Raw genomic sequence first — 14666 nt, 5'->3', positions numbered from 1 at the left:
TAAAACTTTGGCCTTAATTTGTCACCCTTATCAAGGAAATTAATTAGAAAAAGTTTAAAAATGCTGATAAATCAAGGATGAATTTTCCAACAAAAAACAATATAGTATTTTACAGTGGAATGGTAGAAGCATGACCTTACTTGACCAAAAAAAGGACTGGGTGGCTTTCCCAGTCCTTGTATGGATTTTATATTTTAAGAGGATAATAACTTAACGAATCGACTTTATTTATCTTGTTTTTCTTCTTGCTCTTCACCATCGGCTTGAGAGTCCTTATCTTCCTTGCCGGATTTCTTCCCATCTTCTAGGAAGGGGGTACCGAAATCAAGGAAATGACCTGGTCTAAAGTCGGTAAAGAAACGACTGAATTCATCATTGAAGCGTTGGTGCATTTGATTAAAGTGATCCATTAATTGATCATATTGAGCTTGGTTTTCATCAGTAACATCCACCCAGCTAGTGTCTTGACCATTAATGTTCATCCGCATCTTGCGACTAACTTGAGGTTTTGAACTTTTAGCTTGACTTGGATGATTAGCGCCTGCAGATTCTTCAACCTTATAAGAAACTACATCATCATCTTCTAATTCATTGACATCGACTTGGAACTGAGCGCCCTTATCCTTTAAGAAAGCTAATTTATCTTGGTCTGAAAGGTTAGCATATTTGATGAAATCTTGTTCATTAAGTTCTGCAAGTAGGGTACCTTTACCATATTTATCACTGTTAACTTCTGCAGTTACTGTATACATTTTCATAAATGATCACCTTTCTTAGTTATTTTGATTATCTTACTATTAGGATCGCTTTCATCCTACATTTATAGTATAAGCTTTTAATCAAAATTAGTCAATATATATGACTGACTTTAATTGACATTCAAAGCAAAAAAAGAGAGTGATCTCACTCTCCCTATTCACTAAAGTCTTTATCCTTAGAAAAAACAACCACCTTCGATTCATTTTCTAAGACGACATCATTTTCTTGGTTGATAACTTTTACAGACACATAGGCAATACCCCGATCTGACTTGCTTTTAGAGGGTTTAAAATCAGTAATTTCGCCTTCGATATGCAGGTCGTCGCCGGGATAGACGGGTTTAGTCCAATTGAGGGTCACTCCGGCACCAATATCCCCATGTTTAAAAGGAATACTTTCAACCATTAATTTCATCATAATGGCAGTCACCAACCAGCCACTAGCGCAAAGTTGCTTAAAGAAGCTGTCTTCAGCAGCCTGCTCATCTAAGTGGAAGGGTTGGGGATCATATTTTTCTGCAAAACTGATGGCTTCTTCTTCAGACAAATGATAGCTACGACTTTTGAATGTTAGGCCTACCTGACAGTTTTCTAAATAGATAGCTTCCACAATCTATTCCTCCTTTTTCCTAATTATCAGACAATTAAAAAAACTGTGCCTAAGACACAGTTTTTAAATCGCTTATTTTTTGCGACGACGTTCAGCAATACGAGCTGCTTTACCGTGACGGTCACGTAAGTAGTAAAGTTTCGCACGACGTACTTTACCTTGACGGATCACTTCAATTTTAGCTACTCGAGGAGTATGTACTGGCCAGATACGTTCAACACCAACACCGTTTGATACTTTACGAACAGTGAAGGTTTCGCTGATGCCTTGGCCTTTACGTGCTAAAACAACGCCTTCAAAAATTTGGATACGTTCACGTTCACCTTCAACAACACGTGCGTGTACACGAACGGTGTCTCCGGGACGGAAATCTGGAATATCGCTGCGTAATTGTTCGGAAACAATTTCATCGATTAACTTTGGGTTATGACTCATGATAATTCTCCTTTTCCAACAGATATTCTTGTTCCATAGCGACAGCGGAATATTGTTTAAATTTGTGAAATAACCTCACTCGTAAAATGATACCAAAATTCAAGTCCTGTGTAAAGGCTTATTTCGGATTTTCTGCCTGGACTTCTAGCAGCCACTGTTTTTCTTGATCAGACAGCTCAGCTCGGTCTAAGAGGTCAGGCCGTCTGAGATAGGTACGACGGATGGCTTCCTTCCCCTTCCAATCGGCAATCTTTTGGTGGTCACCGCTGACGAGGACATCGGGAACATCCATACCCATAAAGGACCGTGGCCGGGTATATTGGGGGTATTCCAATAGGCCAGTCGAAAAAGATTCCACTTCCACCGACTCATTATTTCCTACCGCCTCATCCAATAGGCGCACCGTGGCATCAATTACTGTCATGGCACCTAGCTCGCCACCGGTTAAGACAAAGTCCCCGATGGAAATTTCATCGGTCACATAGTTTCTAATCCGTTCATCATAGCCTTCATAATGACCACAGATAAAGATTAGCTGGTCTTCTTGGGCCAGTTCTTCTGCCTTGGCTTGGTTAAACCGCTGTCCAGCAGGATCCATTAAAATCACCCGGCTAGCTGGACGCTGGGATAAATCCTCGCTCACTAAAAGCGGATCGATGGCCTCCAGGGCCCGATAGATTGGGCCCACTTGCAGCAGCATGCCCGCTCCCCCGCCAAAGGGATAGTCATCGACATGGCCATGCTTATTATTGGCAAATTGGCGAAAGTCAGTGACTTCAATATCGACTAGGCCTTTTTCCTGGGCCTTACCAATAATGGACTGGTTCATAGGGCCAGTAAACATGTCTGGAAATAGACTTAAAATATTAACCTTCATCGTCAATCAATCCTTCAAGTGCATCGATTACTATTTTTTTCTCTTCTAAATCGATCGTTTTGACCACGTCATCAATATAGGGAATCAGGACGTCCTTCTTGCCCGGCTGACTGCGCTGGATAGTCCAAACATCATTGGGGCCCAATTGGGTGATGGCTTTGACCTTGCCTAGTAGCTTACCCGCTAGGTCATAGACCGCTAAACCGATGATTTGATCATAGAAGAACTCGCCTTCAGCTAAATCATCACTTTGCCGATTTTCAGCTGCAACCATCACTTCCATACCCTTAAAGCCTTCCACATCATTAATTGACGGCATGCCTTTAAAACTAAGAATATGAAAATTTTTATGCTGGCGGTGACTATTAACTTCGACTTCAGCTTCTTTATTCTTATGGTCAAAGATGACTAGTTGGCTTCCTGGTTGAAAACGTTTATCGGGAAAGTCAGTAGTCGCAATTACCCGGACTTCTCCCTTTAGGCCTTGGGTATTGACAATCTTTCCCACACGGTAAAATTCTTGACTCATCGTATCTCCTTATCAAGTCTGCTTAATGCCTAAGAAAAAAACTAGGATATAATCCTAGTTTAACTGATAATCTTACTAATACCAATCATCTTATTGGTCTTCATCGATACGATCGATCGTTAATCGAACCCGACGATGACCTTTTACGCGTACACTATATAATATTGTGCGAATAGCATTCGCTACGCGTCCGCGCTTACCAATGACACGTCCAACATCATCGGGATGCACCATTAAATGGTATTCTAAGAATTCATCCCCATCACTCACTTCGAGTTGAATGTCTTCAGGATAAGACACTAAAGGTTGAATAATAGTCATTAGTAAATTTTCAATGTCCGGCATGCAATTCACCTATCTTTATTTATTATGCTTAGCTTCGTGATGTTTTTGCATAATTCCTTGACGAGAAAGAATGTTACGAACAGTATCAGTTGGTTGAGCACCGTTTCCTAACCATTTTAAAGCAAGTTCTTCATCTAAAACAACTTCTTCAGGTTGGGTAGTTGGGTTATAGGTACCAATCTTTTCAATGATACGTCCGTCACGTGGTGAACGCGCATCTGCTGCGACGATACGGTAAAATGGGTTACGTTTTGATCCCATACGTTTTAAGCGTAATTTAACTGCCATGAATAAAATTCCTCCTTGTGTTTTTATTTTTCCAATCTTTTATTCACATTGCTATACTATAGCAAATTCTAAGGAGTCTGTAAAGTATTTTTTCTTTACAGCTGAAATTTATTGCTGGTAGCTATTCGTTTTTTCTTTTCAGGCTGACAACCGGAACCTCCCAGTTTTTTTACCAGCCCTTGGGCCGGTCAAGGATTTCTTTATAGCGAATGGCCTGACCTAAATTTTCTTTAGAAAGGCGGGGAGTAGCCGTGGTTAAAACAGAGGGCTGTTCCTCAGCTGTTAGGGGAAGATCTTGAAAATCATCAAGATCCGCATAAGTTTCCCGCAGCTCACGGTCTAAATAATCCTTGAAGGCTTGTTCGTCTTTGGCAATCAAATCAAAGTCAACGACATTGGTCTGCTTAGGCTCTTCTTGCCCTTTATCCAAGTCTAAATCTTCAGCTTTGTCAGCTAGCTTGAGGATTTTTTTCTTCAGGTCCTGCTTGTCTCTTTCTAAGGCAATGCTTTGACGATTAGACTTAGTCAAGTGAGGCGGGCGAGAAGAATCTTGCTGACTTTTGGGAGAGATCTCCTCCCTAGCTTCATCCTCACTTACAATCACTTGACTGTTTTCTTCCTTCTGATCTTCTTCGTCCTGGAGGGCCGGGTCCCCTTGGTTGTCAGAATGAGCTATTTCTTCTTTGATGAGGGACCAGACCAATTTCACTTCTTTAAAAAGCTGCCTCCACTCTGCCTTATCCATTATTTATCACCTGACTTATCCTCATGGGCTAGAGATTGGCGCATATCAGTATCCGCTTGAACATTTTGCATCCGATAATAGTCCATAACTCCCAAATGGCCTGATTCTAAGGCACTGGCCATAGCTAGGGGAACCTTAGACTGGGCTTCTACCACCTTAGCGCGCATTTCCTGGGTCTTGGCGACATTTTCTTGTTCCTCAGCGACCGCTAAAGCCCGGCGTTCTTCTGCCTTAGCTTGGGCAATTCGTTTATCAGCCTCCGCCTGTTCAGCCTGTAATTTCGCGCCAATATTTCTTCCGACATCAACATCAGCAATATCAATTGACAAGATCTCATAAGCGGTTCCTGAGTCCAGTCCCTTGCGGAGGATAGTTTGGGAAATGGAATCTGGATTCTCCAAGACCTCTGAGTGATTTTGCGAGCTCCCCACTGTGGTGACAATACCTTCACCAACCCGGGCAATAATGGTTTCTTCTCCTGCCCCACCAACCAAGCGTTCAATGTTAGCGCGGACAGTAACCTTGGCCTTAGCCTTGACCTCAATTCCGTTACGGGCTACCCCAGCAATAATTGGGGTTTCAATGACCTTAGGGGTAACTGAGACTTGGACAGCTTCAAAAACATCACGACCAGCCAAATCGATGGCGGCCGCTTGCTTAAATTCCAAGTCAATATTGGCTCTTTGGGCTGCAATCAAAGCGTCAACCACCGAGTTCACATCGCCACCTGCCAGATAGTGCGCTTCGAGTTCATTAATATCAATAGCTAGACCAGCCTTAGTGGCTTTGATCATTGGTTTAATGATGCGGGAAGGATTCACCCGACGCAAACGCATACCAATCAGATTTCCAATCCCTACCTTAACTCCGGAAAAATAGGCCGTGATCCATAAACCAATAGGCACAAAAACAAAAAAGAGAATAATTAATGTCAAGAGCAGAACCATCATAATTAAAAAGGTTCCAGCTTGTAGGTTAGTCATGGGCTGCCATCCTTTCTGTATTACTTTTCCCAACTTAAACAATTTTTACCTGATCGACTTATTTTATTTCAGCGACCAGCAAGCGATCATTCTTCACCTTAACGACTGTCACTTCGCTTCCTTTCTCTATATAGTGATACTGACTAAGGACTTCGAGAATTTCCCCATTAGAGAAGCGAGCTTTGCCCACTGGACGGCAATCAGTTACTGCGATCGCCCTTTGATTGAGATATTTAGATGAGTCAGCTAAGGACTGGAAGCCCTCCGCTTCAGTCAGTGAAGTGTCTAAAACTATTTTCTTAGTAAAAGGCAATTGAAAACCCAAGCGGGTAAAGATTAAAACCGTGACTAGGGCAATTGCTAAGGCTAGGGTACCGTCTATTAAGGCCCTTAGCCAATTTCCCTGCAATAGCCATAAGGACAGATAAATCACCCCTAGACCCATCACGCCTAAAAGGCCCATCGTGGGTAAAATAAATTCAAAAGCCAAAAGAGAAAATCCTAAAACCAATAAAATTATAGCCAACCAAGAAGCGCTGGCAAAGAAATAAAAGTATAGAGCGAAGAGAAACAGGCTTACTAAGCCCATAAAAAGATACTCTCTAGTCATTAAACCGACCATTAAAGCCAGGACTCCTAATAGAAAGAGCAGACTTCCCATCCTACCAACAACCCCCTTCTTTTCTCGCTTTAATAATAGCACAGCCCCCAAAAATACAGAAATAGAAAGATAAGAAAAATGTTTCAAAAGTTAGCCCTACCCTAGAGCAAAACCGACTTTTGAAAGGCATTTTTTACGAAGTTTGATACATAAAAAAGCTGGGCTTATTTTCTTCCCAGCAATTTTGTTATTTAGCGTGACTGTCGCACTCTGTTCAAATCTGCTCGGTGACAAAAGTGAACTCCTCTTCAGAAATATTTGGCAATCCTTTTCAAGGATTACCCCATATTTCTTCCAGCGTTTCACTTTTTTTGTCACCTCGTACTCTGTTCATTAATCATTAAATTGACTTTGGTAGAGTTGGGCGTATTTGCCCTTTTTAGCCAGTAATTCTTCATGGCTTCCTTGTTCAACAATATCCCCCTGGTCCAGGACCAGAATTTTATCAGCTTCCACAATAGTGGACAAACGGTGGGCAATCACAAAGTTGGTCCGCCCTTGCATGAGCTTAGCCATGGCTGACTGGATAAGTTGTTCGGTACGGGTGTCCACTGACGAGGTGGCTTCATCAAGAATCATGACTTCAGGGTTAGAGATAAAGGCCCGGGCAATGGTAATTAATTGCTTTTGCCCTTGAGAAATATTATTAGCTTCTTCATTCAATAGGGTATTAAAACCATCAGGCAAGCTTTGAATAAAGTGATAGCAATGAGCATCCTTGGCTGCTTGAACCACTTCTTCATCGCTAGCTCCCTCGGCCCCATAACGGATATTATCCGCAATGGTCCCCTGCTGGAGCCAGGTATCTTGAAGCACCATGCCAAAAAACTGACGCAGGTTTTCCCGGCTGGCTTGGCGGATATCAATACCGTTGACGCGAATTGCCCCGCGGTTAACATCATAGAACCGCAACAATAAAGAAATCAGGGTCGATTTTCCTGCCCCCGTTGGTCCTACAATCGCTATAGTTTGACCTTTTTCAACTTGGAGATTCAAGTCTTTAATAATCATCTCTTCCTCATAGGCAAAGCCAACATGGTCAAAAACAATACTTTCAATCGGCGGCTCTATTTCATAAGTGCTATCCTCAACCACTTCGGGAGCATCTAATAATTCAAAGATCCGGTCGGCCGAGGCCAGGGTTTCTTGGAGAAGAGTAGCCATTTCAGCAATGGTATTAATGGGCCGGGTAATTTTTTGACTATATTGGATAAAAGCCAAAACATCCCCAATTAAAATTCTCTGTCCTAGGACAAGTAACCCTCCCACAATGGCAATGGCCACGTAGCCAATATTACTGATAAAGGTCATCACTGGCAGTAAGATTCCCGCCATAAAACTGGCATGGTAAGAGACTTCATAGAGATGGTTATTATAACGCTGAAATTCTTGGTCAGCCCGGTCTTGATAATTATAGGCCTTAATCAAATCAGTCCCGGTGAAACTTTCCTCAATGTAGCCCACAATAGCTCCCAGGCCCTTCGCCTTGGCCCGAAAATATTTCTGCGACCGTGAGGTGATGAAGCGGGTTGCAAAAAAGGACAGCGGAATCGTAATAAAGAAAATTCCCGTCATGGTGACTGAAATTCTAAGCATCATAATCAAAATGCCGACTAAGAGAATAGCCCCATAAAAGACTTGGTCAATACTTTGCTGAATATTACGTCCCAAGCTTTCAATGTCATTGGTCATCCGACTCAATAAGTCCCCAGTCAATTGTTGGTCAAAGAAGGACAGGGGGATTTTCTTGATTTTTTCCGAGACGGCTTGGCGCAATTCCTTGATAAAGGATTGAGCCAAATAGGTCAGCAAGCGACCTTGAAAGTAACGAAAAAGGCCCAGGACCAGGTAGATGGCAATAAGGTAGAGACAGAAAACCTTGATCTGGTCAAAATTAATAGCCTGGCCCTGGCTGATGTCGGCTGCAATGCCATTGGTTAAGTCTCCCATAATCCGAGGAGCGATAATATCACAGGCTGCAATCACAATAGTCGCTAACAAGCTAAAAATGAGCAGCCAATGGTACTTGCCTAAATGTTTGATTAAACGGAGCAAATTAGCTTGGCTACTTTGGTGTTTCTTCCTAGCCATGGATGTCATCCTCCTCCCCTTGACTAATAACAATTTCACGATAGAGTTTAGAATGCTTCATAAGCTCTTCGTGGCTGCCATATGCACTGACCTTGCCCTCATCTAAGACCAGGATCTTATCGGCATGGCGGATGGTGGCCACTCTTTGCGCCACAATAATTAACATGGCATCGCCCAAGTTATCTTTTAGGGCTTGGCGCAATTGATAATCCGTTTGATAGTCTAAAGCTGAAAAAGAATCATCAAATAAGTAAAGGGGAACCCGGCGGCTAAGAGCCCGGGCAATGGCCAAGCGCTGGCGTTGCCCACCGGAAAAATTGACCCCACCTCGAACCATGCGGTCAGCTAAGGGACGATCCGATAAAAAGTCCCTAGCCTGAGCGATATCTAGGTTGTTCTCCATAGCAGTATCGGTGACGGATTCATCCGCATAAGATAGATTTTCCCCCACAGTCTTGGTAAAGAAGAAATTCTGTTGGGGAATATAAGAAATGTACTGGCGAACCGATCCTGGCGCTAAACTTTCAATGGCATGACCATTGATTAAGAGCTCGCCCTCACTGGGTGGGTAAAACTGTAAGAGGAGTTTTAAGAGGGTTGATTTCCCTGACCCGGTTCCACCAATGATCCCTAGGCTTTCCGCTTTACTTAAAGAGAAATTAATCTTATCTAGGGCAGGTAAGGCCGCTCCTGGATAATAAAAAGTTAAATCCTTAGCCTCTACCCGACTAATGGGCTCGGTAAGTAGCTTATCGCCAATCATTTCTGCTTGAGGATAAGCTAAAACTTCACTGATTCTTTCCGTTGAAGTCACGGTCCGTGGCAACATAGTAAGTAAGTTACAAATCATAATTAAGGCCGTTAAGACCTGGGTAATATACTGGAGATAGGCCATTAAACCACCAATCTCTAAACTTCCCTGGCTAATTAAATGAGCCCCAAAATAGGCAATGGCAACAATTCCTAGATTTAAAACCGTGGAAAGAATCGGCATGACCGTAATCATTAAATTGTTGACCTTTAAGGCGATTTGATAATATTCATCATTGGCCTGACTAAAGACGGCTTCTTCATAGTCATTCTTATTAAAGGCCCGAATCACTTTTAAACCGGTCAAACGCTGGCGAAAGAGCAGGTTGATCCGGTCTAACTTCCCTTGTAAACGGGGAAAATAAGGGAGGGCCTTCTTGATAATGACCCACATCCCCAAAAATAAAAAGGGAATACTCAATAATATAATAACGGATAATTGCATGTTGGTTAGCATGGCCATAATCAGGCCCCCAATAAACATGAGCGGACCACGCACCCAAGGCCTTAGTCCCATAAGCGCCATTTGTTCTACCTGGCTGACATCATCTGTCGTTCGCGTGATTAAGGATGAAATGCCAAAATGTTCGGTGTCATCAAAGGTCATATGGTTGACCTTGGTATAGATAGCATGTCTGACATCGCGAGAAAAACCCATGGCAACTTTGGCAGAATGAAAGGCCGCTGATCCCCGACAAATCACTGTCAACAGCACGACCACCAGCATCAAGCTCCCAATTTTTAAAATAAATGAGGTATCCCCTTGAGCCACCCCTTGGTCAACCACTTCAGCCATTAAACGTGGTAAAAATAATTCCCCTAGGGCGTTACCAAAAGTTAAAGCACTCACTAGCAAAATCCGCCAGCGATAACTCTTCAAATAGGAAAACACTTGCATAAAAATGATCAACCTCCCCTTGAATGTGATTACTGACTAACTACTAAAATACCCTATCTAAAAAAACATAGCAAATCATTTACATTTCCACTAAAAAAGCCCCGCTAGAAGCGAAGCTTGTTAATAGGTAATTTGAATATAGTCTCCCAAACTTAATCAATCATAGGCTTAAGTATTTGACTCATTATCCTGCTTGATTTTTGAGAGCTATTTTTTATTCACTCAGAGTCAAGGCGCTTAATTATAGCGACCGAGGAGACGTTTAACCTTCTCATAGAGGGCGAGGAAGTGGGGATGTGGTGACCAAGTAAAGGTTCCAATATTTCTTTCCGCATAGCCGTTAAAGGATTGTTTGAAATGAAGCAAGCCGTTATTCTCATCAAAAGGCTCACTGATGCCTAAGAAATTATAGACCGGAATATCATGATCTAGGGCCAGCTTGATGGATTGATCTTGGATGAGATAAGGAGCATTGATGATGGAATATTCCTCATCTGAACCCGAATAGAGATAGGTCATCTCATAAGGACTCTCAATAAAGAGAGCCACTGCTAAAACGGTTTGTTCTTCCTTAGCTTGATCCACCCAGACTTGGGCATCGGCAATCTTTTTCACTTGAGCGTCATATTGGGATTGGTATTCCCGTCTTTGGTTGTTCTTTTTGCGGCTATTGGGATTTTTAGCCAGGTCTTCATCTAAGCCCGCTAAGATTCCTTCTAATTCCTCTTGACGTTCAACTAAACTCGCTTGGTAGTCTTTGAAGTTAATTTCCGCAATGACAAAGCGGGCCGCACTGCCAATGTTTTGGTAAACTTCTTCAAAGTATGGATATTCCTTAGGCGCAATCCCCAATCGCTGACAAGTCTCCTCATAGCAAGCATAGAAGCGCGGCATTTCTTCAATTCCAGTAATCTCTCGGACCACGGTACTATACTTATGGGCTTGTTTGAGGGATTGTTGGGCGCCATGGAGGTAGGATTTTTCCACCTTGTTGGGGTCCACTGTGGTCAAATCCTTCTTATAATTCCAGTCAAAGCCCGCAAATTCTGGTCTTTTGTCTTGGTAATGGTAGGTGAAGCCTGCTGCTTGAATCCAGGAAACCAGATCTTCATTAATCTTTTTGGGGTTTTGCGCCTTTTCATCAGTAACAATAATCCCAACATCTGGCTTCACGAGTAAGGAGATCCCCTTATGAGACTTGACAAAATCCTTAATCCCATTCAAGAAAGTAATGATTTGGTCGCGATTGCTTAAATCTCCAGGTAGCCAGCCTTCTAATTCAAAGGCCCCACCCACGTGGGTAGGTAAGCTGGCCAAAATGCAGGCTTCTAGAATCTGATCTTGGTCGTCTGCTAAGGCTAAATAATGAATTTCTCGGCCACGGGCGGCTTTTAAGCGCGCCATGTCTAGCGATTGCAAGTGGTTACTGCGGCCTAATTGCTTGATCCACTTGTCAAAATCATCTGCTGCTATTTCAACGAATTTCATTTATCCCACTAGTCTCCTTCACATTTACCCTTTTTTGCCACGTTTTTTACGTTGCTTATTTAATTTCTTCTTCATGTGTTTTGCTGCTAGTTCTTGAGCCCGCTGTTTCTTGCGACGGCCACCATCCATACCAGGCATATTAGGCATATTCCCCATTCCATTAGGCATGCCCCCCATTAGGGAAGATAAGGAACTCATATCCCCATTGGTCATGGCTGACATCATGGTCCGACTTTGGTTAAATTGTTTAATCAATTGGTTAACTTGGTTGACCGTGGTTGCTGATCCCTTAGCAATCCGCCGACGCCGGCTTTGGTTAATTTCATCCGGATGGGTCCGTTCATAATCGGTCATGGACTGGATAATGGCCTTGGTACGGACCATATCTTTAGGGTCGATGTTTAACTTATCAACCGGTAGTATCTTATTTAAGCCCGGTATCATCTTGATGATGCTTTCAAATGAGCCCATCTTGTTCATTTGATCCATTTGCTTAACGAAGTCATTAAAGTCGTAGGTATTGGCCTGCATCTTAGCTGCCATTTCTTCGGCTTCTTTTTCATCAAATTCTTTTTGGGCCTTTTCAATCAGGGTCATCATGTCCCCCATACCCAAAATTCGGTTAGACATTCGGTCAGGATAGAAGGTTTCAATGTCTTCTAATTTTTCCCCGACCCCGGTAAATTTAATCGGTTTGCCAGTGATAGAGGCAATGGACAAGGCCGCCCCACCACGAGTATCCCCATCTAATTTAGTCAGGACAACCCCGGTGAGTGCTAATTCTTCATCAAAAGTTTTAGCCACATTAGCAGCTTCTTGACCACTCATGGCGTCAACTGTTAAGAGAATTTCATCAGGATGGACGGCTGCTTGGATGTTCTTCAACTCATCCATCAAGGTTTGGTCGATCTGTAAGCGCCCGGCAGTATCGATAAAGATAGTATCGTAGTTATTCTCTTTGGCATAAAGGACTGCCTTTTGGGCGATCTCAACAGGGCTCACTTGGTTACCTAGTTGAAAGACTGGTAGATCCAGCTGACGGCCAATGGTTTCTAACTGGTCAATGGCAGCAGGACGGTAGACGTCGGCGGCCACTAAGAGAGGTTTGCGATGGTCTTCTTCTCGTAAGTGATTGGCTAGTTTCCCCACCGTGGTGGTTTTACCGGCCCCTTGTAAACCAGCCATCATAATAATTGTTGGTCCATCTTCATTATAGTTAATGCCAACTTGCTCGCCACCCAATAATTCAGTCAATTCTTCATCAACAATTTTGACAATTTGTTGGGTTGGACTTAGTGATTCTAAGACATCACTATTTAGGGCCTTATCCTGGACCTTGCGAACAAAGTTTTTTACCACTTTAAAGTTAACGTCAGCCTCGAGTAAGGCCAAACGCACTTCCCGCATCATTTCTCGCAAGTCGCCTTCTGAGATTTTTCCCTTTTTACCGACTTTTTCTACCGCTCCTTGCAGGCGGTCCGATAAACTTTCAAAAGCCATTCCTTACACCTCTTTATCATCCATTATTAGTAACTTATCTATTGTTTGTTTGAGTTCATCATCTTGACCATAGTTCTTTTTGACATAGTCCCTGAGCTCCTTGATCGCCGCTTGCCGCTTACGGTAGTCAGAGGCTAAGTGTAAGCGGGACTCATAATTTTCCAGGGTCTTTTCCGTTCTACGAATATTATCATAAACGGCCTGCCGACTGACATCGAAGTAGGCCGCAATTTCACCGAGGGAGTAGTCATCTTGGTAGTAAAGACTAATATAATCTTGTTGTTTTTTGGTTAATAACTGGTAATAGAAGTCCAGTAAGCGGTTAATTTCATTAGTCTTTTGAATTTCCATATTTGCCTCCATCACTAGATTACTTCTAGCTTACAATCTTTAAGAATACCGAAGTCCTTAGGGAAAGTCAATGCAGAGGCCAGTAAAATCCCCTTAAGATTAAGGGATAAAAAAGGCTGGGATCCATTCCCCAGCCCTGTATATCAAAACCTGTTCCAAGCGCAGAGCAAGCATCCGCTTCAGAAAATACCAACGCACAGGCCTACTGTGCTTATGATATTTTCCTCCAGCGATCTTGCTCTTTTACGCGCTTGTCACACTCTCATGATTTTTAAACTTCAACGACATCTTTGACCAATTGATAGATAAATTTCTCCCCATCAAATGGCTGTAAATCATCCATGCCTTCACCCAGTCCAATCAACTTCACTGGTAGGTCTAGTTCATAACGAATAGCAAAGATAACTCCCCCACGGGCAGTCCCATCTAATTTGGTTAAAACTAAGCCGGTAATATCGACGGTTTTATTAAATTCCTTGGCTTGTACCAGGGCGTTTTGCCCCGTGGTAGCATCTAGAACCAGTAAGGTTTCATGGGGAGCATCAGGGATTTCCCGTTTAATGACCCGGTTCATTTTATCCAATTCATTCATCAAGTTCTTCTTATTTTGTAAACGACCGGCCGTGTCAATTAATAGATAGTCATAGTCTTCACTGACCGACTTATGAACAGCGTCATAAACCACGGCGGAAGGGTCACCATTGGCCTTACCACTAACCACTGGGGCTCCGACCCTTTGGCCCCAGGTATTTAATTGCTCTACCGCTCCAGCCCGGAAGGTATCGCCAGCGGCTAGGAGGACTTTCTTGCCTTGGCTGATGTAGTGGTGGGCCACCTTGGCAATGGTGGTGGTTTTTCCAACCCCATTGACCCCGACAAAGAGCATCACAGTTGGCCCATCGGGGTTTTCCTTTAAGGAAACTGAGCTATCCTGACCCTTTTCATAGATCTTGACCATTTCCTCAATAACAGTATTTTTGACATCTTCTCCCTTGGTCACATTCCGTCTTTGCACTTCCTCACGAACAGCATCCGATAGAGCTAGCGTCATGTCAAAGCCAACATCACTAGTAATCAAGGCTTCTTCTAAATCATCAAAGAATTCTTCATCGACCTCACGAAAACCAGCAAAGAGGTCATTCATGCGCTCGGAAAAACTTTTCCGCGTTTTCTCGACACCCTTATCATACTTTTCAAAGACAATCTTTTCTTCTTCTTCCTCACGATTCTTGGCTTGTTCCGCGACTAGCGGATCTTCACCGGTAAAGGCTTGTTTAATACGGTCAAATAAACCCAA

Annotated in this window: 16 protein-coding genes; all 16 read right to left on the bottom strand. The window is 42.9% G+C overall.

Features of this window, described 5'->3' with window-relative positions; all coding sequences use genetic code 11:
* Positions 1–224 precede the first annotated feature (224 nt).
* Positions 225–758 carry a hypothetical protein gene (locus DBT50_RS02470; protein ID WP_111853061.1) on the bottom strand — a complete coding sequence of 178 codons (534 nt, stop codon included), beginning with the start codon at positions 756–758 and terminating at the stop codon, positions 225–227.
* 154 nt (positions 759–912) lie between these two features.
* Positions 913–1368, bottom strand: coding sequence for a MaoC family dehydratase (locus DBT50_RS02465; RefSeq protein WP_111851783.1), 456 nt, complete (start codon positions 1366–1368; stop codon positions 913–915).
* Between the two features lie 72 nt (positions 1369–1440).
* Positions 1441–1803 (bottom strand): 50S ribosomal protein L19, encoded by a 363-nt coding sequence (gene rplS / locus DBT50_RS02460; protein WP_013669011.1) that lies wholly within the window; start codon positions 1801–1803, stop codon positions 1441–1443.
* 118 nt (positions 1804–1921) lie between these two features.
* Positions 1922–2680: a tRNA (guanosine(37)-N1)-methyltransferase TrmD gene (gene trmD, locus DBT50_RS02455; protein ID WP_111851784.1), complete on the bottom strand. Its 759-nt coding sequence runs from the start codon at positions 2678–2680 to the stop codon at positions 1922–1924.
* Positions 2670–3209: a ribosome maturation factor RimM gene (gene rimM / locus DBT50_RS02450; RefSeq protein ID WP_111821309.1), complete on the bottom strand. Its 540-nt coding sequence runs from the start codon at positions 3207–3209 to the stop codon at positions 2670–2672. Before rimM ends, trmD begins: the two co-directional genes overlap by 11 nt.
* 90 nt (positions 3210–3299) lie before the next feature.
* Positions 3300–3554, bottom strand: coding sequence for a KH domain-containing protein (locus tag DBT50_RS02445; RefSeq protein WP_064293197.1), 255 nt, complete (start codon positions 3552–3554; stop codon positions 3300–3302).
* A gap of 15 nt (positions 3555–3569) precedes the next feature.
* Positions 3570–3842 carry a 30S ribosomal protein S16 gene (gene rpsP / locus DBT50_RS02440; RefSeq protein WP_013668726.1) on the bottom strand — a complete coding sequence of 91 codons (273 nt, stop codon included), beginning with the start codon at positions 3840–3842 and terminating at the stop codon, positions 3570–3572.
* A 169-nt stretch (positions 3843–4011) separates the two neighbouring features.
* On the bottom strand, positions 4012–4587 hold the full coding sequence (locus DBT50_RS02435) for a hypothetical protein (RefSeq protein ID WP_111851785.1): 576 nt from the start codon (positions 4585–4587) through the stop codon (positions 4012–4014).
* A complete protein-coding gene (gene floA / locus DBT50_RS02430) occupies positions 4587–5570 on the bottom strand; it encodes a flotillin-like protein FloA (RefSeq protein WP_111851786.1) in 984 nt (327 codons plus the stop codon). The genes DBT50_RS02435 and floA overlap by 1 nt, the downstream gene beginning before the upstream one ends.
* A gap of 58 nt (positions 5571–5628) precedes the next feature.
* Positions 5629–6231, bottom strand: coding sequence for an NfeD family protein (locus DBT50_RS02425; protein WP_111851787.1), 603 nt, complete (start codon positions 6229–6231; stop codon positions 5629–5631).
* Positions 6232–6564: 333 nt separating this feature from the next.
* A complete protein-coding gene (locus tag DBT50_RS02420; protein ID WP_070558471.1) occupies positions 6565–8322 on the bottom strand; it encodes an ABC transporter ATP-binding protein in 1758 nt (585 codons plus the stop codon).
* Positions 8315–10030, bottom strand: coding sequence for an ABC transporter ATP-binding protein (locus DBT50_RS02415; RefSeq protein ID WP_111853062.1), 1716 nt, complete (start codon positions 10028–10030; stop codon positions 8315–8317). The genes DBT50_RS02420 and DBT50_RS02415 overlap by 8 nt, the downstream gene beginning before the upstream one ends.
* Before the next feature lie 237 nt (positions 10031–10267).
* Positions 10268–11518 (bottom strand): peptidoglycan bridge formation glycyltransferase FemA/FemB family protein, encoded by a 1251-nt coding sequence (locus DBT50_RS02410; RefSeq protein WP_111851791.1) that lies wholly within the window; start codon positions 11516–11518, stop codon positions 10268–10270.
* A gap of 24 nt (positions 11519–11542) precedes the next feature.
* Positions 11543–13018 (bottom strand): signal recognition particle protein, encoded by a 1476-nt coding sequence (gene ffh, locus DBT50_RS02405; protein ID WP_111851792.1) that lies wholly within the window; start codon positions 13016–13018, stop codon positions 11543–11545.
* 3 nt (positions 13019–13021) lie between these two features.
* A complete protein-coding gene (locus DBT50_RS02400) occupies positions 13022–13369 on the bottom strand; it encodes a putative DNA-binding protein (RefSeq protein WP_111851793.1) in 348 nt (115 codons plus the stop codon).
* A gap of 271 nt (positions 13370–13640) precedes the next feature.
* Positions 13641–14666, bottom strand: a complete 1026-nt coding sequence (gene ftsY / locus DBT50_RS02395; protein WP_111851794.1) for a signal recognition particle-docking protein FtsY — start codon at positions 14664–14666, stop codon at positions 13641–13643.

Origin of the sequence: Aerococcus tenax, from assembly GCF_003286645.3 — a bacterium.
GTDB lineage: Bacteria > Bacillota > Bacilli > Lactobacillales > Aerococcaceae > Aerococcus > Aerococcus tenax.
This window is presented reverse-complemented; position numbering and strand designations above follow the sequence as displayed.